This window comes from Streptomyces sp. PL-29 (assembly GCF_058344425.1).
This window is the reverse complement of sequence record NZ_CP136996.1, coordinates 731,676-755,386: the sequence shown is the minus strand read 5'-3', so window position 1 is coordinate 755,386 and position 23,711 is coordinate 731,676. Positions and strand designations below refer to the sequence as shown.

The 23,711-nt window shown below is 70.3% G+C and carries 15 protein-coding genes and 5 pseudogenes; 13 read left to right on the top strand and 7 right to left on the bottom strand.

From position 1 onward, the window contains the following. The first annotated feature begins 180 nt into the window (after window positions 1-180). Together R4Z63_RS03435 and R4Z63_RS03430 are read left to right on the top strand one after the other, a co-directional pair. Complete coding sequence (locus R4Z63_RS03435) at window positions 181-990, top strand: serine/threonine protein kinase (protein ID WP_172671409.1); 810 nt, start codon at window positions 181-183, stop codon at window positions 988-990. After that, window positions 987-2,378: a serine/threonine-protein kinase gene (locus tag R4Z63_RS03430; RefSeq protein ID WP_384455501.1), complete on the top strand. Its 1,392-nt coding sequence runs from the start codon at window positions 987-989 to the stop codon at window positions 2,376-2,378. Before R4Z63_RS03435 ends, R4Z63_RS03430 begins: the two co-directional genes overlap by 4 nt. A gap of 176 nt (window positions 2,379-2,554) precedes the next feature. Here R4Z63_RS03430 and R4Z63_RS03425 read toward each other — a convergent pair whose 3' ends face one another. Together R4Z63_RS03425 and R4Z63_RS03420 are read right to left on the bottom strand one after the other, a co-directional pair. After that, entirely contained in the window at window positions 2,555-3,673 is a 1,119-nt protein-coding gene (locus R4Z63_RS03425; RefSeq protein ID WP_384455499.1) for a fatty acid desaturase family protein, read from the bottom strand. Window positions 3,674-3,680: 7 nt separating this feature from the next. Beyond that, window positions 3,681-4,691, bottom strand: a complete 1,011-nt coding sequence (locus R4Z63_RS03420) for a ferredoxin reductase (protein ID WP_037928785.1) — start codon at window positions 4,689-4,691, stop codon at window positions 3,681-3,683. A gap of 133 nt (window positions 4,692-4,824) precedes the next feature. Here R4Z63_RS03420 and R4Z63_RS03415 point away from each other — a divergent pair, with 133 nt between their 5' ends. Beyond that, complete coding sequence (locus R4Z63_RS03415) at window positions 4,825-5,964, top strand: PucR-like N-terminal domain-containing protein (protein ID WP_037928783.1); 1,140 nt, start codon at window positions 4,825-4,827, stop codon at window positions 5,962-5,964. Between the two features lie 314 nt (window positions 5,965-6,278). Beyond that, window positions 6,279-7,154 (top strand): universal stress protein, encoded by an 876-nt coding sequence (locus R4Z63_RS03410; RefSeq protein ID WP_384455496.1) that lies wholly within the window; start codon window positions 6,279-6,281, stop codon window positions 7,152-7,154. 109 nt (window positions 7,155-7,263) lie between these two features. On the opposite strand, the pseudogene R4Z63_RS03405 reads toward R4Z63_RS03410, so the two are convergent. Then, a pseudogene (locus tag R4Z63_RS03405) lies at window positions 7,264-7,910 on the bottom strand (response regulator); the annotation flags it as partial. A gap of 89 nt (window positions 7,911-7,999) precedes the next feature. After that, window positions 8,000-9,040: pseudogene (locus tag R4Z63_RS03400) on the bottom strand (GAF domain-containing sensor histidine kinase). A gap of 138 nt (window positions 9,041-9,178) precedes the next feature. Here R4Z63_RS03400 and R4Z63_RS03395 point away from each other — a divergent pair. From R4Z63_RS03395 to R4Z63_RS03365, 7 genes and pseudogenes are all read left to right on the top strand, one after another. After that, window positions 9,179-9,223: pseudogene (locus tag R4Z63_RS03395) on the top strand (hypothetical protein); the annotation flags it as partial. A 1-nt stretch (window position 9,224) separates the two neighbouring features. Beyond that, window positions 9,225-9,635, top strand: a pseudogene (locus tag R4Z63_RS03390) (polyphosphate kinase 2 family protein); the annotation flags it as partial. Window positions 9,636-9,694: 59 nt separating this feature from the next. Next, a pseudogene (locus R4Z63_RS03385) lies at window positions 9,695-10,343 on the top strand (STAS domain-containing protein); the annotation flags it as partial. Between the two features lie 749 nt (window positions 10,344-11,092). Continuing rightward, on the top strand, window positions 11,093-12,316 hold the full coding sequence (locus R4Z63_RS03380; RefSeq protein ID WP_384456531.1) for an arginine deiminase: 1,224 nt from the start codon (window positions 11,093-11,095) through the stop codon (window positions 12,314-12,316). A 72-nt stretch (window positions 12,317-12,388) separates the two neighbouring features. Next, window positions 12,389-13,390, top strand: a complete 1,002-nt coding sequence (gene argF / locus R4Z63_RS03375; protein ID WP_384456534.1) for an ornithine carbamoyltransferase — start codon at window positions 12,389-12,391, stop codon at window positions 13,388-13,390. 33 nt (window positions 13,391-13,423) lie between these two features. Next, window positions 13,424-14,377 carry a carbamate kinase gene (arcC, locus tag R4Z63_RS03370; RefSeq protein WP_384456537.1) on the top strand — a complete coding sequence of 318 codons (954 nt, stop codon included), beginning with the start codon at window positions 13,424-13,426 and terminating at the stop codon, window positions 14,375-14,377. After that, window positions 14,374-15,903, top strand: coding sequence for a YfcC family protein (locus R4Z63_RS03365; RefSeq protein ID WP_384456539.1), 1,530 nt, complete (start codon window positions 14,374-14,376; stop codon window positions 15,901-15,903). The genes arcC and R4Z63_RS03365 overlap by 4 nt, the downstream gene beginning before the upstream one ends. Before the next feature lie 704 nt (window positions 15,904-16,607). On the opposite strand, the gene R4Z63_RS03360 is transcribed toward R4Z63_RS03365, so the two are convergent. The 3 genes from R4Z63_RS03360 to R4Z63_RS03350 form a co-directional block, all read right to left on the bottom strand. Beyond that, window positions 16,608-17,540: a universal stress protein gene (locus R4Z63_RS03360; RefSeq protein ID WP_384452712.1), complete on the bottom strand. Its 933-nt coding sequence runs from the start codon at window positions 17,538-17,540 to the stop codon at window positions 16,608-16,610. An 86-nt stretch (window positions 17,541-17,626) separates the two neighbouring features. After that, entirely contained in the window at window positions 17,627-18,001 is a 375-nt protein-coding gene (locus tag R4Z63_RS03355) for a sigma 54 modulation/S30EA ribosomal C-terminal domain-containing protein (RefSeq protein WP_384452828.1), read from the bottom strand. A 609-nt stretch (window positions 18,002-18,610) separates the two neighbouring features. After that, window positions 18,611-19,297, bottom strand: a complete 687-nt coding sequence (locus tag R4Z63_RS03350) for a CBS domain-containing protein (RefSeq protein ID WP_384452714.1) — start codon at window positions 19,295-19,297, stop codon at window positions 18,611-18,613. Window positions 19,298-19,640: 343 nt separating this feature from the next. Between R4Z63_RS03350 and gap the strand changes: the two genes are divergently transcribed. Together gap and adhE are read left to right on the top strand one after the other, a co-directional pair. Next, window positions 19,641-20,669: a type I glyceraldehyde-3-phosphate dehydrogenase gene (gene gap / locus R4Z63_RS03345; RefSeq protein WP_384452717.1), complete on the top strand. Its 1,029-nt coding sequence runs from the start codon at window positions 19,641-19,643 to the stop codon at window positions 20,667-20,669. Between the two features lie 231 nt (window positions 20,670-20,900). After that, complete coding sequence (gene adhE / locus R4Z63_RS03340) at window positions 20,901-23,558, top strand: bifunctional acetaldehyde-CoA/alcohol dehydrogenase (RefSeq protein WP_384452720.1); 2,658 nt, start codon at window positions 20,901-20,903, stop codon at window positions 23,556-23,558. Window positions 23,559-23,711: the final 153 nt, after the last annotated feature.

Sequence of the window (23,711 nt, the reverse complement as noted above, 5' to 3'; positions counted from 1 at the left end):
CGCGTCGCACGGAGTCACGGGGGAGAGGCTCCGGGGCGCCCCGCGCACCGTCGTGGCGGGTGGCTCCGGCCGCTGGGCGGCCCGTCCGGACGAGGTGGCCAAAGTACGACGGTGAACTCCCCCTACGGATGAGTATCGTTCGGCTCGTCCGAGAGTACGGCCGGGGGAACGGGGGAACGGGTGAGCGGCGTAGTCGTCCATCTGCCGCGAGGTACGGGAGGCGCCGACGGCGGCGAGCCGGGCGGGGACGCGGTGACGCTCCGGCTCGGCCCGGGCGAGGTGGCCCGCTTCGGACGGGGCTCCGCCGCGGTCCCCGTCGAGCTGGTCCTGGACGACCCGGCGATCTCGCGGCTCGCCGGGGAGATCCGGGTGACCCAGGACCACTGGCAGCTGACGAACTACAGCGCCGGCCACAGCTATCTGGTGGAGAACCCGGAGGGCGCGGGCGAGTACCTGAGGATTCCGCCGCGCCGGGTCGGGGCGCCCATCCCGTTCGAGTTCTCCCGGGTGGTGCTGCCCACCCGGGGTGACGCCACCGTCTCCTTCCAGGTGTTCGCCCCCGACCATGTGTTCCTCGACCCGGAGGCCACGGACGTCCCCTGGGGGAACAGCACGGTGACCGCGTACTCCCTGGACGAGACGGCCACGTACTTCCTCGTTCTCGTCGCGCTCTGCGAGCCGCGTCTGCGGGACCAGTCCCGGGTCGCGGTGCCCACCACCCCGCAGATCGTCGAGCGGCTCAGGGGTCACGTCACGTGCGGCACGCTGACCGCTCGGGCGGTCAGTTCGCACATCGACTACCTGGCCGAGGAGAAGCTGCGCATCGCGGGCCCCGCCACCGGGGAGTCCGGCAAGGGGGACCGCCGCAACGGCAAGCGGGAGGAGATCGTCGGGCTCGCCCTGCGGTTCGGGCTCGTGCGTGAGGAGCACCTCGCGCTGCTGCCGCCCCTGACGGGGGCCGGCGGGCGGGAGCGGCAGGGCGCCTCGTGACCTCCCCGGGCGTCCCGGGAGGCATCGCGGGGCACGACCGTTCGGACGAACTCCCACCCGGCTACCGGGTGGGAGGCTGGGTGGTCTCCGAATTGATCGGGTCCGGGGGGTGGTCCACCGTCTACGCGGCGCGGCCGGCCGACGGGCCCGCGGGCCCCGCCGAGGTCGCGCTCAAGATCATGCCGACCGCGGGACTCGCGCCCCGGCAGGCGCGCAGGATCATGGAGTCCGCCCGCCGCGAGGTCGAGCTCGGGAGCAGGGTCGGGCATCCCCGGCTGATCGGTCTCCTCGGCTCGTTCGTGCTCGCGGCGCCCGACCGGCCCGCCGTGGACGGCGCGATCGTGCTCGTGATGGAACGGGCCTCCGGCAGCCTGCGCGAACTCCTCGACGCGGGGGTGCCCGAGGCGGACCGGGGACCGCTGATCGCGGGAATCTGCGAGGGGCTCGCGCATCTCCACCGGTCGGGCTGGGTCCACGCCGACCTCAAGCCGGAGAACGTCCTGCTGGGTGCCGACCGCTCGGTGAAGCTGTCGGACTTCGGCCTCGCGACCGAGCTCACGGGGACCCACGGGTACGCCCCGCCGATGGGCACCCTGGACTATCTGCCGCCTGAGCGCTGGCGGGCGCCCCTCGGCGAACTCGGCGTCCGGATCAGGCCGACCGCGGACATCTGGGCCTTGGGCATCGTCGTCCACGAGGTGTTCTCGTCGGGCGGTTCGCCGTTCTCCGGCGCCACGCCGGTGGCGCGAGGCGCCGCGGTCCAGGAGTACGGCGAGGGGCGGGCGCCGCTGCGGATGGACCACGCGGTGCCGCCGTTCTGGCGGGAGCTGGCCGCCGACTGTCTCGCCCCGACCCACGAGGCGCGGGCGCCGCACACCGCCGAGAGCCTGCTCGCCCGCATCGCCGGCCGTCAGAAGACGCCCGCCGGCGGGCGTCAGCGGGTCCGGGCCCGCGCCGCCGTCCTCGTGACCGCGATGTGCGGGTTCGCCGCCGCGGCCCTGTGCTCGGACGCTGTGCGGCCGGTCGGGTTCGTGCCGCCCGACGTCCTGGGCTCGACGGCCGGCACGATCCGGGTGTTCAACGCGGAGCGGAGTTGCCGCGAGCGGGTCGACCGGCACCCCGGGTGCAGTCTGGGGCTGGCGATCGATCCCGTACGGCCGTACACGGCGGACAACGTCGTGCCGACCAGGGTGTGGCACGGCGACGTGCTCGCCGCCGACTGCCAGGTCCCCGACGGGCAGCCCATCGTCGACGAGGAGGCCCGGTGGTCCACCCGCTGGTTCCGCGTCCGGCTCCCTTCCGGGTCTGGTCCCCCGGTGGCCTGGCTGCCCGCCGTGCGCACCAAGGAGCGGCCGGCGCTGCCGGAGTGCCCGCGCCCGACGGCCTGAGCCGGAGGTGCGGGGACGCGCGTACCCCCGGGAGAGCTGCTTCCCGGGGGTACGCGAGGGTTCACGCCGTACGGTGTGCGGTCAGTTCGCTTTCACAGGGGCTGGCCCGGAAGTGGTCCGGATCTTGGCCGGCGGTGCCTGCGGTACGGCCGGAAGATCCGAACCGATACCGGAAGTCAGGCAGCGACGAGCTCCTGCTCGCGGTCCGGCGCATCGACCTTGGGCTTCTTGTTCGGCAGCGAGAGCCGGAAGACCTTGTGCCACGCGGAGAACACCTGCTTGGGCAGGGGCCCGGTGACGTACTCCAGCTCGTACTTCTCGAACAGCGCGCGCACCTTCACCGCGACCTCGGCGTACCGGTTGCTCGGCAGGTCCGGGAACAGGTGGTGCTCGATCTGGTGCGACAGGTTGCCGGTCATGAAGTGCATGGCCCGGCTGCCGCTGATGTTCGCCGAGCCCATCATCTGGCGCAGGTACCACTGGCCGCGCGTCTCGCCCTTGATCGACCGGCGCTCGAAGACCTGGACGCCCTCGGGGAAGTGCCCGCACATGATCACCGAGTGGGACCAGATGTTGCGGACCAGGTTCGCTGTGAACGTCGCGGCGAGCGTGGTGAGGAAGGACGGGCCCGACAGCAGCGGGTGGATCACGTAGTCCTTGAGTACCTGCTTGCGGATCTTGCGGCCCACGGCCCTGGCCCGCGCCCGGAACTCCGGGTCCTTGCGGCGGCGCTTGTGCAGGTTCTTGCCGAGCTCCAGGTCGTACGCCGCGATGCCGTACTCGAAGAAGCAGGCGTTGATGAAGTTCCACAACGGCTGGCCGAGATGGAACGGGTGCCACTTCTGGTCCTCGTCGACGCGCATGATGCCGTAGCCGAGGTCGTTGTCCTTGCCGATCACGTTGGTGTACGTGTGGTGCAGCTCGTTGTGCGAATGCCTCCACTGGTCGGACGGCGATACGTGATCCCACTCCCAGGTGGTGGAATGGATCTTCGGGTCCCGCATCCAGTCCCACTGGCCGTGCAGGATGTTGTGCCCGATCTCCATGTTGTCCATGATCTTCGCCACGGACAGTCCGGCCGTGCCGATCAGCCAAGCGGGCGGGAAGAACGAGAACAGCAGCACGCCCCTGCTGACCAGCTCCAGCTTGCGCTGCGCCGAGATGACCTTGCGGATGTAGGCGGCGTCCTTCTCGCCCCGGCTGGCGATCACCTCGTCGCGGATCGCGTCCAGCTCGCGGCCGAGCTCCTCGATCTGCTCCGCGGTCAGGTGGGCGGTGGGGTCGATGGCGGTCAAGGTGCTCCTACCGTTCGATGTCACAGGGGCCCGCCGCGGCGGACACGCAGGTCTGGATGAGGACGCCCGGCTCGGCCTCGGTGATCTCGCCGGTGCGCAGGTCGCGGACGGCGCCCGCCTTGAGCGGCGTGACGCAGCCGAAGCAGATGCCCATGCGGCACCCGGACGGCATGAGCACGCCGGCCTCCTCGCCGACGTCCAGCAGCGGCGTGGCGCCGTCCGCCTCGACGGTCTTGCCGGTGGCGCTGAAGGTGACCTCGCCGCCGTCACCGGCGACGACGAGGGCGGCACGGAAACGTTCGGTGTGCAGGCGCTCTGCGACGCCGTGTTCGCTCCAGAACTCCTCGGCGGCGTCGAGCAGGCCCGCGGGTCCGCAGGCCCAGGTCTCGCGCTCGGCCCAGTCGGGTACCAGTTCGGCGAGACGGGTGATGTCGAGCACGCCGTCCGTGTCCGTGTGCACCTCGGTGAGCTGCAGCTTCCCGTCCGCGACCAGGTCGTGCAGTTCGTCACGGAAGATCACGTCCTGTGGGCGTGGCGCGCTGTGGACCATGACGACGTCGTCGAACTCGGTGTCACGCAGCATGCCCATCACAGGCGTGATGCCGCTGCCGGCCGTCAGGTAGAGCACCTTGGCGGGCCGGGCCCGCGGCAGTACGAAGTCGCCGGTGGGCTGGTCGAGCTGGACCAGCGTGCCCGGCTGTGCCCTGCGGACCAGGTGGTTGCTGACCTTGCCGTCCGGGATCGCCTTCACGGTGATCGTGACGCGGCCGTCCCGGCGGTTCGCCGGCGAGGTGATGGAGTAGGCGCGCCACAGGCGCCTGCCGTCGACGTCGACCCCGATCCGCACGTACTGGCCGGCCGTGTGACCGCGCCAGCCCTTTCCCGGCCTGATCACGATGGTCGCGGCGTCCCCCGTCTCGGGGTGCACGGCCTCGATGCGCCCCCGCAGGTCCGCGCCCGCACGCAGCGGGCTGACCAGGTCGAGGTAGTCCGACGGCAGCAGCGGCGTCGTGACCATCTCCAGCAGTTTCCACGCCCTACTGCGGAGGGCTGCACTCGTCATGACCCCAGCTTGATGCGCCTCAGGGCGTAAAGTCCTGACCGCAGGACGTAAATCTGGCCGGCTGAATTGTTCGCAGGGAATAAAAGACATGAGCCATCCGATCCGGAGGGTCACCGAACCGGCTCTGGACCCGACAACGGTCACCGCACTCCGGGCCGCGCTGACGACCACCGCCGACGAGGTCGTCCAGGCGATCATCGACGAGGTCCCTCCCTACGCCAACGCCCTTTCGGGCCGCATGGGCGTCACCATCCGCCGAGCGGTCCGCACCGCCCTGGGGCACTATCTGGACCTCGCGAGCGGGAACGCCACGGGCGGCGACGCCGGTGACGCGGCCTACGAGCTGGGCCGGGGCGAGGTGCGCGACGGGCGTTCGATGGACGCCCTGCTCAGTGCCTACCGCGTCGGCGCCCGCGTGGCCTGGCGATGCCTGGCAGCGGGTGCCGTACCCGCAGGTCTGCCCGCCGCCGAGGTCGCCAAGTTCGCCGAGCTGACCTTCGCCTACATCGACGAGCTCTCCGCCGCCAGCGCCGCGGGCCACGCCGACGAACTGGCCGCCCGGGGCCGGGACCACGAGCGCCACCTGGAACACCTGGCCCGCGACCTCCTCGCCGGCGCGAGCCAGGATGTGCTGCTGGCCGCTGTTCAACGGGCCGGGTGGCAGCCCCCCGTTACGCTGACCGCCGTCCTGCTGCCCGCCGCCCAGACCCGGCCCGCCTACCGCACGCTCGACCCGGGCACCCTCGTCCTCGACGACCTGCCGGACGCCTACGGCGTGCTGCTCGTCCCCGATGCCGACCGGTCGCACCTCTTGCGGCAGCTGACCGACCGCACCGCCGTGGTGGGCCCGGCCCGGCCATGGACCCGTGCGTCCGCCTCGTACGCACGAGCCGCACGCGCGCGCTCCCTCTCCCCGGATATCCGGGACACCGAGGACCACCTGCCCGAGCTGGTGCTGAGCGCCGACGCGGACGCGTTCGCAGACCTGCGGGCCCGGGCCCTCGCACCGTTGCGGACCTTGCCTGTCGCGACCGCACGGCGGATGGAGGAGACGTTGCGGGCGTGGTTGCTTCACCACGGCAGGCGGGACGAGGTGGCGGCGGCGTTGTTCGTCCATCCTCAGACCGTCCGGTACCGGATGTCGCAGCTGCGGGAGCTGTTTCCGGATCTCGCATCGCCACACCGGGTCCTCGAGCTGACGCTGGCGGTCGGTCTTCGGGCCGGCTGACGCGTACCGCGATCGGGGGAGAGGAGGAACAGAAAGAGTTGGCACCCGTGTCGAGCGGGTCGCGCCGACGGCGCCTGACGGGCGAAAGCCCAGGTCAGGCGCCGTCTTTCAGGCTCTAAAAGAAGCCGAGCTTCTTCGGGGAGTAGCTCACCAGGAGGTTCTTCGTCTGCTGCACCTGCCGAGGTGCGGCCGCGAGAGGAGGACCGGCCCTCGAGAAGGGACCGTCGGCCCTTGTCCGCCCCTGCCGGTCACGAGCAACGTGAATCCCGCTGGCGGACCCCGATGCCTCGCACATCAATACGGAGGACAGTCCTGTGAAGCGCACCCTTGTCGTCGGAGTGGACGGATCCCCGGAAAGCCGGGCCGCTGCGGACTGGGCCGCGCGCGAAGCCGTACGGCGTGACCTGCCCCTGCAGGTGGTCCACGCCTGGCTGTGGCAGCCGCTCGCCGTTCCGATCGTCCAGGACCGCGAAACCGAGTCCCGCCGCGCCGATGACATCCTGAAGGAGGTCGAGCAGGAGCTCACCCACCGGTACCCGTCGCTCGCGCTCACCGCGGAAGTCCTGTGCGACGCGCCCGTGCCGGCCCTGCTGCGCACCGCCAAGGAAGCCGAGATGCTCATCCTCGGCACCCGCGGGCACGGAGCCCTGCTCGGCTTCCTGCTCGGCTCCTACGGTCAGCAGGTGATCGCTGCCGCCGAGTGCCCCGTCGTCTCCGTCCGCTCCGCCCACGCCAGGCCGCTGGCCGTGCCGGAGGAGGGCGAGATCGTCGTGGGACAGCAGGGTGGTGTGGAGGAGTCCGCCGAGGTACTACGCGTCGCGTTCGAGGCGGCCGCGGCGCGCAAGGTACCGCTTCGCGCCGTCCGGGCCTGGAACCTGCCCCCGGTGTACGGATACAGCCCCGGCTCGATGGGGATCGCCGAGCAGTTCGGCGGGCTGGAGCCGTTCGAGAAGGCCGCGCTGGACCAGGCGCTGGAGCCGTGGCGGCTGAGGTTTCCCGAGGTCGAGGTCGTCGCGCACGTGGAGCGGGGCAGCGCCGGCCACGTGCTGCTGTCCGAGGCTTCGGACGCCCAGCTGGTCGTCGTCGGCCGCCGGGTCCGCGAGTCGGCGGTGGGTACGCGCATCGGTTCGGTGGCCCATGCCGTGCTCCACCACGCGGCCTGCCCCGTCGCTGTCGTCCCGCACCACTGACGCCGAATCGACGGTTGAAGCCGGGCCCGCCGTCGTACGGCGTGCCCGGCCCGTCCCGTGGACGGTTCCTACTCCCCGGCCGGACCGGGTGCCGACCGGGCGGGGTCGGCGCGTGACTGGCGATCACCGCGGCCTGGACGCGCCTCTCCACGCCGAGCTTGATGAAGAGCCGCGAGATGATGTTCTTGACGGTCTTCTCCGCCAGGTACAGCCGTTGGCCGATCTCCCGGTTGGTGAGACCCTCGCTGACCATGAGCAGGATCTCCTTCTCCCGGTCCGTGAAGCCCGGTAGCCCCGGGGCCTGCTCCTCCTTGGGCACGTCGCCGCGCATGCGGGCCATCAGCCGCGTGGTGGCCCCGGGGTCGAGCATCGACTGGCCGGCGGCCACCGTCCGGACGGCGGTCACGAGGTCGGTGCCGGTGATCTGCTTGAGCACGTAGCCGGAGGCCCCGGCCATCACGGCGTCCAGCAGTGCTCCCCGTCGTCGAACGACGTGAGCATCAGGCAGGCCAGCTCGGGCATCCGCGAGCGCAATTCCCGGCACACGCTCTCCCCGTCGCCGTCCTGGAGCCGTACGTCCAAGATCGCGACCCGGGGGCGCAGCGCGGGGATGCGGATCAGCGCCTGTTCCGCCGTGCCGGCTTCACCGACCACGGTCAGGTCGGGCTCGGCGTCCAACAGGTCGTGCGCTCCCCGGCGTATGACTTCGTGGTCGTCGAGCAGGAAGATGCTGATGGGATCGGTCGCGCCGCTCATCCGTCCGGATCTCGTCACCAGGTTCCGGTTGGAGGCGGACCCGGCGCAGCCCGTGCCCGCGGACCGGGGCTGATGCCGTGCCCCGGTCCTCAACCCCCGGTGGAGAGGGGAGCCCGCCAGACGAGCCTTGTACCCCCGTCCTCCGGAGTCTCGTGAGTGAAGGAGCCACCCAGGCTCTGCGCCCGCTCGTCGAGGTTGAGCAGGCCGCTTCTGCGGCCTTGGGCCGGAATGCCCGTCCCGTTGTCCGAGACGGTCAGCACGATCTCGCCCTGGCCGGCCTTGAGGGTCACTCCGACCCGGGTCGCCTGTGCGCGGCGGGCGGCGTTGCTGAGCAGCTCGCCCAGCACAGCCATGACGTGGTCGGCGATCTGTGGAGGTACGTCGGTGTCGAGCAGGCCTTCCATGCTCAGGCGCGGCGGGTGACCGAGGGTGGTGGCCGCGTCGCCGACGGCACGGGCGGCGCGCGCCCGCAGACCAGGACCGCCCTCGCGGTCCTTGGTACGCAGCCCGAAGATCGTCGACCGGATGATCTTGATCGTTTCGTCCAGGTCGTCGACCGCCCGGCCGACCCTTTCGGCGCCACCGAGAGGGTGGAGATCACCGTCTCGTCCTCGGTGTCGAAGTCGATCCCGCCACGCTTGTCGGTCAGGTAGGGATTGCCGAACACCTCGTCGCGGACCCGGATCGGCACACCGAGGAAGGCGCGCATGGGCGGGTGATGGGCCGGAAAGCCGTAGGAGGAGGAGTGCGCGCCGAGATCCGTCAGGCGCAGCGGTTCCGGGTGGTGGATGACCTCCCCGAGCAGGCCGTGGCCCGCCGGCAAGGGACCGATCTCGGCGATCTCCTCATCCGTGAGCCCCACGGTCAGGAACTGTGAGAGAGTCCGGCCGTCGGGGCCGATCACTCCCAGCGCGCCGTATTCGGCGTCGACGAGCAGCGCGGCGGCCTCCACGATCCGCCGGAGCACCTGGGCGAGATTCCAGTTCCCGCCCCACCGACACCACGGCTTCCAGGAGGCTGTGCACCCGGTCCCGGGTGCCTCGCACCTCGTCGATGCGCGCTTGGAGCTCGTCCAGCAGCTCGTCCAGTCGCCTCCGCGGTACCTGCGTCAACGGATCCCTCACACCCACGTGCTTTCCCTCCGACGGCTCGCTCGGTGGCCCGATCCACGGTCAGCGTATCGACACGCCCAGGCCCGATGGGCATCGTTGCGCGCGGATGCCAGCCGAGACTGACTTGACCGAAGCGCCGCGGTCTACGAGGACGAGCTGCTACGGCTCCAGACGGAGCTGATCAAACTCCAGGAGTGGGTGCGTGCGGAGTGCGCTCGGCTCGTGGTCGTTTTCGAGGGCCGCGACGCGGCTGGGCAAGGGCGGCACGATCAAGCGTGTCGCGGAACACCTCAACCCCCGGGGCGCACGCATCGCGGCCCTGACCACTCCGACGGAGCGGGAGCGCAGCCAGTGGTACTTCCAGCGTTACGTCGAGCACCTGCCGGCTGCCGGCGAGATCGTCCTGTTCGACCGCAGCTGGTACAACCGCGCCGGAGTCGAGCACGTCATGGGCTTCTGCACCCCCGCGGAGCACCGGCTCTTCCTGCGCCAGTGCCCGCTCTTCGAGCACATGCTCGTCGAAGACGGGATCCTGCTCCGCAAGTACTGGTTCTCCGCCAGCGACGCAGTGCAGGAGGAGCGGTTCCGCGCCCGGCGGAGGACCCGCTGCGGCGCTGGAAGCTCCCCCCCGATGGACCTGGAGTCCCTCACGCGCTCGGAGGCGTACTCGCGCCGAGCGCCGTGCTCGGCGCCATCGTCGCCTATGCCGCCGTCCGCCTCGTCGAACTGGGCGAGTTCCGGCGCCTCGCGGCCTTTCGCCGACGCGAACTGCTCCTGGCACTCGGTTGCCTTCTGGGCGTTCTCGCCCTCGGCATCCTGTACGGGTCCTTGTCGCCGTGACCCTGTCCGTGGTCGAGTTGCTGGCCAGCGTGGCCCGCCCGCACGACGCCGTGGAAGGAATGGTGCCCGGGCTCGCCGGCATGCACGACGTGGACGACTACCCGACGGCGCGGACCGTTCCGGGGCTGGTGATCTACCGCTACGACTCGCCGCTGTTCTTCGCCAACGCGGAGAACTTCCGCCTCGTGCCCTGGCAGCGGTCGACGAGCAGACCTCTCCCACACGGTGGTTCGTCCTCAACACCGAGGCGAACATGGAGGTGGACATCACGGCGCTGGACGCCGTGGACGCACTCCGTCAGGAACTCAAGGACCAGGGCGTCGTCCTGGTCCCGGCAAGGGTCAAGCAGGAACTCCGCGAGGACCTGGACGCATACGGCCTGACCGCCTCTGTGGGCGCCGACCGCATCTACCCGACCCTGCCCACGGCTCTGGACGCCGATCGGGAATGGAGCCGCGGGGCAGGGCCCGAGGCGGAATGAGCAGGACCTGCCGTCCCGAAGAGGGCTGCCCGGCACCTGCTGGTGACTGGGCCGGGGAGCGTAGTCGGGGTGGTTCGGGTCTTCTCCGAGCTGGTGTGTCGCCTGCGCCGGGGGCCTGCTGCGCATGGCAGGGGCTGAGTCTTTGGCTCAGCATCCGGCGAAGCCGGGAGCCCATGTGAGCATGATTTCGCTGGCTTCCGTGAGCGAGGTCCATCTCGGTTCAGTCTTCGGACCGGGTAAGGACGAAGACGCCGTCGTCCGCGCCCTGGGCCCGTTGCAGCTCTCGGCAGGGCGCGGGATATCCATCGATCAAGTCGACGAATCCGTTCCCGTCCACCACGCATCCGCGATGTCCTTGCTCGCGTTCCCGTGCGGCGAGGACGAGTTTCTTGCTGTACTCCCGGTGCGAGTCGGTTACGAACTGACTGGCGAGATCGCCGTGGACGACGAAGGTGATCTTGCGGGAGAAGTCTGGCTTGGAATTCAGGCGGGGGGTTCGCCCCGCCCCGCCGTGTTCGGTCCCGTTCGGTCGCTGCGCAGGGCCCTTCGGCCCTGCGCAGCGACCGAACGGGACCTCTCGGAGAGTGCCGACCGGCCCGCCACCCGGGACTGTTGCCGCCGGGCATGAAGGGGCGCGAGTGACAGAGTTCAAGTGCTCCCCGAGGCGCCCCCAGAGGACGCCCGGCCGGGTGCACATCCCATTACGGCGCCCGTCGAGCGCACCTTCCGCCTCATCTCCGGGGGACCCCATGACGTTTCACGTCGACTCCGAGACCGGCCGGCTGAAGCAGGTCATCCTGCACCGCCCCGACCGCGAACTGACACGCCTCACGCCCACCAACAAGGACGAGCTCCTCTTCGATGACGTGCTGTGGGCCAAGCGCGCCCGCGACGAGCACGACGCGTTCGCCGATGTCCTGCGGGACCGCGGAGTGCGTGTGCACCTCCTCGCCGACCTGCTCACCGAGACGTTGGACGGCATCGAAGCGCGGCAGCTCGTGTTGGACCGGGTCTTCGACGAACGCGAGTTCGGCATCCTCGGCACCGACCGGCTCCGCACGCACTTCGACTCCCTGGAGCCGGCCGCCCTGTCCACCTGCCTCATCGGCGGCGTCACCAAGGCGGAACTGCTCGAGCGCACGGGCCCGATACCGAGCGTACGCCTGCACGCCATGTCGCCCGACGACTTCCTCCTCGCGCCGCTGCCCAACCATCTGTTCACCCGCGACACCTCGTGCTGGGTGTACGACGGCGTGAGCGTCAACCCGATGAACAAGCGGGCACGCCGCCGTGAAACGGTTCACTTCGAAGCCCTCTATCAGCACCACCCCCTCTTCACGAAGGGGGAGTTCCACCGGTGGGCCGACGGGCAGGCGGCCTATCCCGCCACCATCGAGGGCGGCGACGTCCTGGTCATCGGCAACGGCGCGGTGCTCGTCGGCATGAGCGAGCGCACCACGCCTCAGGCCGTGGAGAATCTCGCCCTGCGCATGTTCGCGGCGGGTTCCGCCCAGCGGGTCGTGGCCGTCAGCCTGCCGAAGAGCCGCAGCTTCATGCACCTCGACACGGTCATGACGATGGTCAGCGGCGACACCTTCACCCGATACGCCGGCCTCGGCATGCTGCCTTCCTCCACGATCGAACCGGGGGCCGGCGGGGAGGGCCTGAGGGTCACCGACCACGCCCCCGAGGACATGGACCGGGCCATCGCCGATGCGCTGGGTCTGCCCTCCATCAACGTCCTCACCCCGAGCCAGGACCTGCGGTCCGCCGAGCGGGAGCAGTGGGACGACGGCTGCAACGTGCTGGCCGTGGAGCCCGGTGTGGTCGTCGCCTACGAGCGCAACGTGACCACCAACACTCACCTGCGCAAGAGCGGGATCGAAGTCATCACCGTGCGAGGCAGCGAACTCGGCCGGGGCCGTGGTGGTCCGCGGTGCATGACCTGCCCCATCGAGCGCGAGGCCGCCTGACCACCCCTCCCGCGCTCCCGCGTCCCCCTCACCGCCCGTCGCACACACCCCGTACATATCAAGGAGCTTGCCATGCACGACGACCTGCACCAGCGCCCGTTCGTGAAGGAACTCGACTTCACTCCCGAGGAGTTCCGCCACCTGCTGGAACTCTCCGCCTCCATCAAGACGGCCCGCCGTGAGGGGCGCGAGGAGCAGCGGCTGCGCGGCAGGAACATCGCCGTCATCTTCGAGAAGACGTCGACGAGGACCCGGTGCGCCTTCGAAGTGGCCGCGCACCAGCAGGGCGCGCACGTGACCTACCTCGACCCGGCCGGCTCCCAGCTCGGGCACAAGGAGTCCATCAAGGACACCGCACGCGTCCTCGGCCGCTACTACGACGGGATCGAATACCGGGGCAGCGACCAGCGCCTGGTGGAGGAACTGGCCCAGCACGCCGGCGTTCCGGTCTGGAACGGCCTGACGGACCAGTGGCACCCCACCCAGTCACTCGCCGACGTTCTCACCATGTGGGAGCACACCGACAAACCGCTGAACCAGGTGTCCTTCGCCTACCTGGGCGACGCCAGGAACAACGTCGGCAATTCCCTGCTGATCGTCGCGGCGATGCTCGGCATGGACGTACGCATGGTCGGCCCGCGATCCCTGCACAACGCCTCCGACGTCGTCGACCAGGCGCGGCGGGCGGCGGCCGTCAGTGGCGCGCGGATCACCCTGACCGAGGACGTGACCGAAGGCGTGGCCGGCGTCGACTTCGTCTACACCGATGTATGGCTCTCCATGGGAGAGCCGCCGGAGATGTGGGACGAGCGCATAGCCCTGCTCAAGCCGTACCAGGTGACAACGAAGACTCTGGAGGCGACGGGCAATCCGGCGGTCAAGTTCATGCACTGCCTTCCGGCCTTCCACAACAGCGACACCACCGTCGGAGCCAAGATCGCTGCGCGGACCGGCATGACCGCACTGGAGGTCACCGACGAGGTCTTCGAGTCCTCGCACTCCATCGTGTTCGACCAGGCCGAGAACCGGCTCCACACCATCAAGGCCGTCCTCGTCGCCACCCTCGGCGACTGAACCGGCATCCCCTCGACCTCCGGAGAACACGTCATGCGTGTAGTCGTCGCACTGGGCGGCAACGCCCTGCTCCGCCGCGAGGAGCGGCCGGACGCCGCCGTGCAGCTCGCCAACATCCGCGCCGCCGTGTCCGCGCTCGCCCCCCTCGCGCACGAGCACGAACTCGTCATCACCCACGGCAACGGACCTCAGGTCGGCGTGCTCGCTCTCCAGAGCGCCGCCGACCGCTCCCTGAGCAGCCCCTACCCCTTCGACGTCCTCGGCGCGGAGACCCAGGGCATGATCGGCTACTGGCTGCTCCAGTCCCTGCAGAACGCGCTGCCCGAACGGCAGGTCTGCGCCCTGCTCAACCAGACCCTTGTCTCCGCGGCCGACCCCGCCTTCACCGACCCGGCCAAATTCGTGGGCCCGGTCTACGACCGGACCGAAGCGGAGCGACTGGCCGCCGAACGCGGCTGGACGGTCAAGCAGGACGGCGCCCACTGGCGACGCGTCGTACCGTCCCCCCGTCCACAACGGGTCGTGGAGACCCGGCTCATCCGGCTGCTGCTCAACTCGGGAGCGGTGGCCGTGTGCGCAGGAGGCGGCGGCGTGCCGGTGATCCGTGACGAACAGGGGCAGCTGACCGGCGTCGAAGCCGTGGTGGACAAGGACCTCACCGCCGCCCTCCTGGCCGAGGCGCTCGACGCCGACGCACTCCTGCTGCTCACGGACGTTCCCCACGTCTCGCTCGGCTACGGCACCCCCGGCGCCGAGCCCATCGGACGGACCACGCCCGCGGCCCTGAGGGCCCAGCAGTTCCCCGCCGGATCCATGGGCCCCAAGGTCGACGCCGTGTGCCGGTTCGTCGAGCTCACCGGCGGAATGGCGGCCATCGGCGCTCTCGAAGACGCCCGAGCCATCCTCGACGGAGCCGCCGGCACCGTCGTCACACCCAGCGGCAGCTACCGCGAAGCCCGCCATGACGGAACACAGGACCTGACATGACCCTGCAGAGCGCACCCGCATCCCCGCCGCCGGCCAGAGCCAGAACGGACTCCGGCGCGCCCGACGCCCCACGGCGGCTTCGGTTCCCGTCCGCCTTCACCGTCCTGATCGCCGTCACTGTCGCAGTCTGGGCCCTGACGTTCGTCATCCCCGCCGGCCGCTACGACACCAAGGACGGCAGCCCCGTACCGGGCACCTACCACTCCGTAGAACTGACCACCGGATTCTGGGAGCGGCTCAAAGACCTGTTCCTCGCCCCGGTCAACGGTCTGTACGGCGTCACCGATACCGGGACCGGCCTCACCGCACCCGGCGGGACCGGCTCCTTCGCGGGCGCGGCCGGCGTGTTCCTCTTCATCCTGGCCGTGGGCGCGTTCATCACCGTCACGATGCGCACCGGGGCCCTCACGGCGGGAGTGGCGCGCCTCGCGCAGCGACTGCACCACCGCAGGACCATGCTGCTCGTGGTCCTGCTGACGGTGTTCTCCCTCGGCGGGACCACGTACGGCATGGCCGAGGAAACCCTCGGCTTCTACGGGCTGATGATCCCCCTGATGCTCGGCCTGGGCTACGACCGCATGGTCGCCGCGACAGTCGTCATGGTGGGAGCCGGGGTCGGCACCCTCGCCTCGACCGTCAACCCCTTTGCCACCGGGGTGGCCTCCGACAGCGCCGGCATCGGCACGGGAGACGGCATCGTCCTGCGACTGGTGATGTGGGCCTGCCTGACAGCCCTGGCAGCCGCATACGTCGTGCGCTACGCCCGCCGCGTCACCGAGGACCCCTCCCGGTCGCTGACACCCCTCACCGAGGACGACCTCCGCATTAAGGCTGAGGGCAGCGAAGCGGCGAAGCTCACGAGTCGCCAGCGCACGGTCCTGTACCTCTTCGCGGCCGCGTTCCTCTTCATGGTCTTCGCCGTCGTCCCCTGGTCCGATCTGCACGTCACCTTCCTGCCCACCCTCGGCTGGTACTTCCCCGAACTCGCCGCTCTGTTCATCGTCGCGGCGGTCGCCGTGGGGCTGGTCGGCGGCCTGGGCGAGAAGGGCACGGTGAAAGCCGTCACCGCCGGCGCAGGGGACTTCATCGGAGCGGCGTTGATCGTCATGCTGGCCCGCGGAGTCACGGTGATCATGAACAACGCCAGTGTCACCGACACCATCCTCGACGTCCTGCGGAGTGCTGTGGCCGACACGTCCTCCGGCGTGTTCGCCGTCCTGATGTTCCTGGTGAATCTCCCGCTGGCCTTCTTCGTCCCCTCCTCGTCCGGCCACGCGGCACTCGCCATGCCCATCCTCGCCCCCCTGGCCGACTTCGCCGGAGTGAGCCGGGCCCTGGTGGTGACCGCGTACCAGTCGGCTTCCGGATGGGTGAACCTCGTTACGCCCACCTCGGCCGTCGTCATGGGCGGCCTCGCCTTGGCCAAGATCCGCTACGACCGGTACCTGCGCTTCATGGCACCACTGATGGGCGCCCTGCTGGTGGCCGTCGCCGGATTCCTCGCACTCGGTGCGGCAGTGCGCTGAATCGCTGCGGGCAGGCAAGTGGCCGGCTGGTCGGGACACCGACCAGCCGGCCACCGTCGTGTGCCCGGCACGAGGCGGACCTGTGGGCTCCGCCGGACGGCGCCGACAGAGCCCTGGGCGCCTTTCCGGGCCGCGACCGTGAGCTCCGGCGAGGGCAGGGTGTCCGTGGCCGCTCAAGGAGGTGGGACCTCATGCCCGGACTGCCGGCCATCGGAGCGACTGCACGGGCGCGGTTCCCGTCCTCGCTGTGGACTGGCAGTGCGAGAGCGCCGACGGGCCACTGGTGGGGCGCTCGCCTCCACCGCATGGCCGTGTCACTGCGGCTGCTGATGCGGATACGTTCACGGTGTCGGGCGGCCACCCATCGGGGGTGGCAGGCCTGAGAGTTGCGTCGGCGCAGGCGGGCGGGCAAGGCCTGCACGGACGCTGTGGTCGAGGTGGTGGGGGAAGGGCGGGGACGGCCGCAACGGTCCTTCGCGGCCGGCCTGTGGACCCGGACCGACCGCCCCATCGCGCCCCTCGCCGAGGTGGTTTCCGTCTTTTCCACCCGGTACGACAAGCAACGCACCGACCACTGCGGTCGCAGCACACCAGGAGCCCTCGTCGCGCAGCTGCGCGACGAGGGCTCCTGGTGTCAAGGGGCGACGGCGTCCGTCGGGGGACCGCAACCGGGGCGTATCCGTCCTGGGTGCGGCTCGCGACGATCAGAGATGAGGGACGACCGCCACGGGCGTCGTGGCGTGGTGCAGCACTGCGTGGGCGACCGGGCCGATGTGTGCTCCGACCGCCGCCCGGCGTATGCGCCGTCCGACGATCACCAGCGAGGCTTCCTTCGACGCTTCCACAAGGTGGCCCGCGGGCCGTCCCACCAGGCACTGCTCCTTGACCTCGACCTGGGGGAACTTGCCGCGCCACGACCGCAGTACGTCGGTGAGTGCGCTTGCCTCGCGCTGTCCCGGCGCGACGCCGTGGCCGGGGTCGGCCGCCGCAGGGTCGTACCCTTCGACCACCGGTACGCTCCAGCCGTGCACGACCCGCAGGGTGGCCGCTCGGGCAGCGGCGGCTTCGAAGGCGTACGCGAGCAGCTCGTCGCACGGCCTGGAGAGGTCGAGGCCGAGCACCACGTCAAGGCACTGCCCCTTGCGCTCCCGGTGGCCGCCCGTGCCGGGGAGCGGTTCACACTCGGCCCGTTCCCCGGCCCGTACAGCGACGACCGGACGCTCCGCGTGCGCGATGACGGGCAGGGACACCGATCCGGTCAGGAAGCCGGCCAGGCTACCCAGCCCTCGTGAACCCACGACCAGGACTTCCGCCTTCTCTGCGGCGGACAGCAACACCTCCGCGGGGCGGCCGTGCACCTGCTCGACGGTGATGTCCAGGCCGGGATGCGCGGCCCGCAGCCGGTCGGACGCGTCGTGGGTGACCTGCTCGGCGTAGTGCTGTGTGGCGGTCGCCCCCTCACAGGGCGTGGTGTCCAGGCCAGTGAACGGGGCGTGGGCGAAGGCCCGTGACCAGTCCTGCCAGACGTGCAGGAGGTGCAGGGGCAGGCGGCGCATCTGTGCCTCGCGGGCGGCCCAGTCCGCGGCGGCCAGCGACTCGGCCGAGCCGTCCACAGCGGCGATGACGGTACGTGACATGATTCCTCCGGGTGAGGGGTCTTCGGGTGGTTTGCGGCACGGGTCCGGGGACCGGCGGCCGGGCGCGCGGCGTCGCCCGGAACGTGTTACCGGGACGGCGTGATCAGCCCGTAGTGGCCGTCGTAGCGGTGGTAGAGGACGCAGCCCCGGCCGGTGGCCGTGTCGTTGAAGAAGACGAAAGGCAGCCCGGTGAGGTGCAACCGTGAAACGGCCTCGGTCACACTGCTCGTTGGCACGGGAACCGTGCTCACGCCGAGCAGACCGTCGACCTCCCGTTCCTGACCCAGAGGTCCCAGCGAAGCCATGCGATGCCGCCCGGTACGGACGTCGCGGTAGACGACGCTGTCGTGCCCGGAGGCCAGGTCCGTGAAGAGCCAGAAGTCGTGGTCCATGGCTTCCAGGTCGATCACGGCGTCCTCAGGCGTCTGGTGGACCAGGCTGAAGGACTTGTGCCGCACGATCCGGCGCTCCTCGGCGGGAACGTGATGCCGGTGCTGACGGTGGTCGTGCCCTGCGCCGTCCCTCGATGTCCGGCTGGGCGTGCTGTTGCGGTGGGGGCCGTCCGCCGCATACCGCCGTGGCCGGACGGTTTGCCGAAGTGTTGACGGCTTGCGTGAGCTTCACCCGCACGGTCAGCACGGGTCCGCGCACGTGGCCGATCACCGCTAGCATCTTTCCCTGGGCGTACACGTCCGCGCCATCGGGCACCTGCCCTCGGTTGCGGACCTGAACGTCGGCTGTCCGGCTGGTCTTGGGACCGCTCATGAGAACTCCTCCTCCATCCCTTCCAGCCTGTCTGTCGGCGGCCGCTCCCGGGCAGAGCCGTCCGGACCCCGCCACGGCGCCACTGGTACCGACACCACCCGAGAACCCGGGACTTCCGGTCGGCCGGGCAAGGCCGTTCGGCCTCCAGACCCAGGGACGGGTAAGTCGACGTGCCCCGGCCCGATATCGCGTGACGTGCCGGACGGACAGCACCGCTCGGGTCGGCGGCTCCAGGTCGCCGCGACCGGCCGCGGTGCCCGCCGCCGCTCGGCCGACGGAAGAGCCCGTGGTGTCCCGCCCTGTTGTCAGTGATCGCTCTCGCGGCCGGTTGTCAGCCGGTTCACCACACCCACCACACCGTCCACGCCCCACGTGACGCTAATCAACGTCGCTGAATCGAGGGCAGGTTCAGATGATCCCGCCATGGTGACCATCCCGTCGCGAACGTCGATGCGGAGCCCGTCGATGTGGTGGGCGGCCAGCGCCCGTCCGGAGACGGCATCGGCGACGTCCGCGAGGATCTCCTCGTCCGTCCTCAGGAAGACGCGCAGCAGATCACGCCGCGTGGTGATGCCGATCAGACGGTCCTCCTCGTCCACCACCGGCAACCGGTCGACGTGGCGACGTTCCATGATGCGCGCGGCGTCGGCGACGCGCTGTTCGGGATGCACGGTTACCGCTGGGCTGGTCATCAGCTCGCCTGCCGCCGGGGCGGGCCCCGCGACGGAGTGGGCGTCGGCCGGTCGCCATGGTGTGTGCGCCATCCGATGCCGCCCGGATTCGTGCCGGCCGAGACAGCCCTGTTGCCGGGCGAGGTCTTTCCGGGAGACGACGCCCATGACCTTGTCGTCGTCATCCACCACCGGCAGCCCGCTGATCCGATGGGCGATGAGCATGCGAGCCAGTTCTTCGAAGGAGGTGTCCGGGCGGGCCTGGACCACCTCGGTGGTCATGACTTGGCCCACCGTCCGCTTTTCGACCACGGTGCTCATCTCCACTCGTTGCGCAGGTTTCCGGATACCGCCGATGGCGCCCCGACCTCTGACTGCCCGCCGACCGCTGTGCTCAGCGCGCCGGGGGCCGGGAAGCCCCGGGTTCGTCTGCTCCTCATGCTTGCCGTTGCTTCCAGAGTGGGGCGGAGGACGGCCGGGGGACAGAACCGGTCAGGACCTGCACGCCGGGCCGTTCGGCCCGTGACAGGCCGGTCCGGGCGGGGCCGCCGGGGGGAGGGCCCAACGGCCCTGGCGTGCACCCCGTTCGACCCCTGCCCGCGGCGCGACATGCCCCCCAGGGTGGCACCACTCGCATCGGCACCCAAGGGAAGGGGCGGCGGAGATGACCGTACGCATCGGAATCAACGGTTTCGGACGCATCGGCCGGAACTACCTGCGCTGCGTCATGGAACGCGCGGAGACGAGCAACGGCACCCCCATCGAGGTGGTGGCCGTCAACGACCTCACCTCCCCGGCTGCGCTGGCCCATCTGCTCACCTACGACTCCACCTACGGCCGACTCCACCGCACCGTTGATCACGACGGCGAATCCATTACGGTGGACGGTCACCGCATCGCGGTCACGTCCCGGCGCGACCCCGCCGACCTCGGGTGGGACGCGCTCGGCGTGGACGTCGTCATCGAGGCCACCGGCCGCTTCCGCACCAAGGAGGAAGCCGGCCGGCACCTGACGGCAGGAGCACGCAAGGTGCTGCTGTCCGTCCCCGGCAAGGGCGTCGACGCCACCATCGTCATGGGCGTCAACGAGTCCGCGTACGATCCGCGCGTCGACCACGTGATCTCCAACGCGTCCTGCACAACCAACTGCGTGGCCCCCATGATGAAGGTCCTCAGCGAGCGCTTCGGCATCGTCAAGGGGCTGATGACCACCATCCACGGCTATACCAACGACCAGGTCGTGCTCGACGGCCCGCACAAGGACCTGCGCCGCGGCCGCACGGCCGCGGTGAACATCATCCCGACCAGCACCGGCGCCGCCCGCGCCATCGGCCTGGTGCTCCCGGAACTCGCGGGCACCCTGGACGGCATCGCCGTGCGCGTGCCGGTCGAGGACGGCTCGCTGACCGACCTCAGCCTGGTGCTGGCACGGCAGGTGTCCGCACAGGACGTCAACGACGCTTTCCGGGAGGCTGCCGAGGGACCACTGAAGGGTGTCCTGAGGGTGAGCGATGCCCCGATCGTCTCGCGCGACATCGTCGGAGACCCCGCCTCGTGCATCGTGGACGCCCCGCTGACGCAGGCCAACGGCGACCTGGTCAAGGTCTTCGGCTGGTACGACAACGAGTGGGGCTACACCAACCGTCTTGTCGATCTGACCCAGTACGTCGCCACGCTGCTCGACGCCCGGTGAGCCGGCGGCAGCCCGGGCAGCGGACGCCGTAGAGGCACGGAAGGCCCGGTGGTGGCGCAAGCCTCTGCGCTGCCACAGCGGCCGGAGACCATCGGGCCCCGTCGAGGGACCTTCGGGACCTCAGCCGAGGACGCGTCCCGGGCAAGGCTGTAGGTGACAGGACGGAACGGGTGGCCACCCCGGTGGCCGGCCACGTGTGGCCACGGTGCCACCCACACCAGGGAGCTTTCCATGACACAGGCGACCAGCGACCCCCGCACCACCACCGACGGCACCCCGTCGGACACGCTCATCTCCGTGAACCTCCTGGTCGACAATGCCACCAAGGCGCTCGCCGACTTCGAGTCCTTCACGCAGGAGCAGGTCGACCACATCGTCGCCAAGGCGTCGGTGGCCGCCCTCGACCAGCACACCGCCCTCGCCCGGCTGGCGGTGGAGGAGACCGGGCGGGGTGTCTTCGAGGACAAGGCGGCGAAGAACATGTTCGCCTGCGAGCACGTCACCCACAGCATGTCCCGGGCCAGGACGGTCGGCGTCATCGGCCGGGACGACATCGAGGGCATCATCGAGATCGCCGAACCCGTCGGCGTGCTCTGCGCGGTCACGCCCGTCACCAACCCGACGTCCACCACCATCTTCAAGGCGCTGCTGGCGCTGAAGACACGCAACCCCGTCGTGTTCGCCTTCCACCCCTCCGCGCAGGTGTGCAGCACCGCAGCCGCACGCATCGTGCGGGACGCCGCCGTCGCCGCCGGAGCGCCCGAGCACTGCGTGCAGTGGATCGAGGCTCCCTCCATCGAGGCCACGAGCCTCCTCATGCGACATCCAGGCGTCGCGCTGATCCTGGCGACCGGCGGCAACGCCATGGTCAAGGCCGCCTACTCGGCCGGCAAGCCCGCCGTCGGCGTCGGCGCCGGCAACGTGCCCGCCTACGTGCACCACAGCGCGGACCTGCGCCGGGCGGTCAACGACCTCGTCCTGTCCAAGTCCTTCGACAACGGCATGATCTGCGCGTCCGAGCAGGCGGTCATCCTGGACACCGACGTGTACGACGAGGCGCTCGCCGAGTTCCGGCGCCTGCACGCGTACATCGCGACGGCCGAGGAGAAGCGGAAGCTGGAGACCTATCTGTTCCCGCCGGACCCGGCCGGCCGACAGGGCCGCGTCAACCCGGCCGCCGTCGGGCAGAGCCCCGACCGGATCGCGGAGCAGGCCGGGTTCACCGTCCCAGCGGACACATCGCTCATCCTGGCCGAGGCGAGCCACGTCGGGCCCGACGAGCCGCTGACGCGGGAGAAACTCTGCCCGGTCCTCACCGTGCTGCGAGCCGAGTCGACGCAGGAGGGCTTCGACCTCGCGGCCGACATGGTCGACTTCCACGGACAGGGACACAGCGCGGTGATCCACACCGGTGACCCGGCCCTCGCCGAGCGCTACGGCCGCCGTATGAGGACCGTACGGATCATCGTCAACTCGCCGTCCTCGCAGGGAGCGATCGGCGGCATCTACAACCGTCTGGTTCCGTCCCTGACCCTGGGCTGCGGGTCCTGGGGCAGTACTTCGGTCTCGGACAACGTCTCGGCTGCCCAGCTGCTCAACATCAAGCGCGTCACCACCCGGCAGAACAACATGCAGTGGTTCAAGGTGCCGCCGAAGATCTACTTCGAGCCCCAGGCCATCCGCTACCTCGCGGCGATGCCCGACGTTCACCGCGTCACCGTGGTCACCGACGCGACCATGACCCGGCTCGGTTACGTGGAGCGCGTCAGCCGTGTCCTGCAACAGCGGCAGCAACCCGTGACCATCCAGGTCATCGACGACGTCGAGCCGGAGCCGAGCATCGACTCCGTACAGCGTGGCGCCGCCCTCATGCGCGACTTCCGGCCGGACACCATCATCGCCCTGGGTGGCGGATCCCCCATGGACGCGGCGAAGGTGATGTGGCTGCTGTACGAACAGCCGGACGTCGACTTCGCCGACATGCGGCAGAAGTTCTCCGACATCCGTAAGCGGGCCTTCCGCTTCCCCGTGCTCGGCAAGCAGGCCCGTCTCGTCTGCGTTCCCACCACCTCGGGAACCGGCGCCGAGGTCACCCCCTTCGCTGTGATCTCCGACCCGGCGACCGGCAAGAAGTATCCGCTGGCCGACTACGCCCTGACCCCCAGTGTCGCGATCGTCGATCCCGTCCTGACCGCCGGGCTGCCGGCGTCGCTCGCCGCCGACAGCGGCTTCGACGCTCTCACCCATGCCACCGAGGCGTACGTGTCCGTCTATGCCAACGACTTCACCGACGGTCTGGCGCTGCACGCCATCAGGCTGGTCTTCGACCACCTCGAGGCGGCGGTCACCGGCGAGTCGGCACGGCGGAGCGTGGCACGGGAGAAGATGCACAACGCGGGCACCATCGCCGGCATGGCCTTCGGCAACGCCTTCCTCGGCATCGTCCACGCGATGTCCCACACCCTGGGCGCCACCTTCCACATCGCCCACGGGCGGACCAACGCAATCCTCCTGCCGCACGTGATCCGCTACAACGGCACCGTTCCCGGCAAGCTGACGGGATGGCCCAAGTACGAGAGCTACCGCGCGCCCGAGCGCTTCCAGGACATTGCCCGTGCCCTCGGGCTCCCCGCATCCACCCCCGCCGAGGGCGTGGCCTCGTACGCCGCCGCGGTGGAACGCCTGCGGGACGCCGTGGGCATCGAACCGTCTTTCCGCGCCCTGGGACTTGACGAGGCCGCCTTCATCGGCGCGCTGCCGCAGCAGGCACTGAACGCCTATGAGGACCAGTGCGCCCCGGCTAACCCGCGCATGCCGATGCTGGACGACATGGAGGACATCATGCGTACGGCCTACTACGCCGGGCCCCGGCCGCTTCCCTCCTTCTGACCGCGCGTCGGGCGGCGGCCTCTCTGCGTCCGGGCCACCGTGACCGTGTGGGACCCGCTGCTCCAGGGCAGCCGTATGGGATGCGGCCGCGTATGAGGGCCATCCGGCCCTGGCTGAAGGTCATGCTCGCACGGCACGATGCAGTGGATCCGC

What these genes read in the sequence shown, in the direction of transcription:
- R4Z63_RS03380 (WP_384456531.1), top strand. Translation starts at nt 11,093, where the DNA reads ATGACGTTTCACGTCGACTCCGAGACCGGCCGGCTGAAGCAGGTCATC.
- argF (WP_384456534.1), top strand. Translation starts at nt 12,389, where the DNA reads ATGCACGACGACCTGCACCAGCGCCCGTTCGTGAAGGAACTCGACTTC.
- R4Z63_RS03420 (WP_037928785.1), bottom strand. Translation starts at nt 4,691, where the DNA reads ATGGTCACGACGCCGCTGCTGCCGTCGGACTACCTCGACCTGGTCAGC.
- arcC (WP_384456537.1), top strand. Translation starts at nt 13,424, where the DNA reads ATGCGTGTAGTCGTCGCACTGGGCGGCAACGCCCTGCTCCGCCGCGAG.
- gap (WP_384452717.1), top strand. Translation starts at nt 19,641, where the DNA reads ATGACCGTACGCATCGGAATCAACGGTTTCGGACGCATCGGCCGGAAC.
- R4Z63_RS03360 (WP_384452712.1), bottom strand. Translation starts at nt 17,540, where the DNA reads ATGTCACGTACCGTCATCGCCGCTGTGGACGGCTCGGCCGAGTCGCTG.
- R4Z63_RS03365 (WP_384456539.1), top strand. Translation starts at nt 14,374, where the DNA reads ATGACCCTGCAGAGCGCACCCGCATCCCCGCCGCCGGCCAGAGCCAGA.
- R4Z63_RS03350 (WP_384452714.1), bottom strand. Translation starts at nt 19,297, where the DNA reads ATGAGCACCGTGGTCGAAAAGCGGACGGTGGGCCAAGTCATGACCACC.
- adhE (WP_384452720.1), top strand. Translation starts at nt 20,901, where the DNA reads ATGACACAGGCGACCAGCGACCCCCGCACCACCACCGACGGCACCCCG.
- R4Z63_RS03415 (WP_037928783.1), top strand. Translation starts at nt 4,825, where the DNA reads ATGAGCCATCCGATCCGGAGGGTCACCGAACCGGCTCTGGACCCGACA.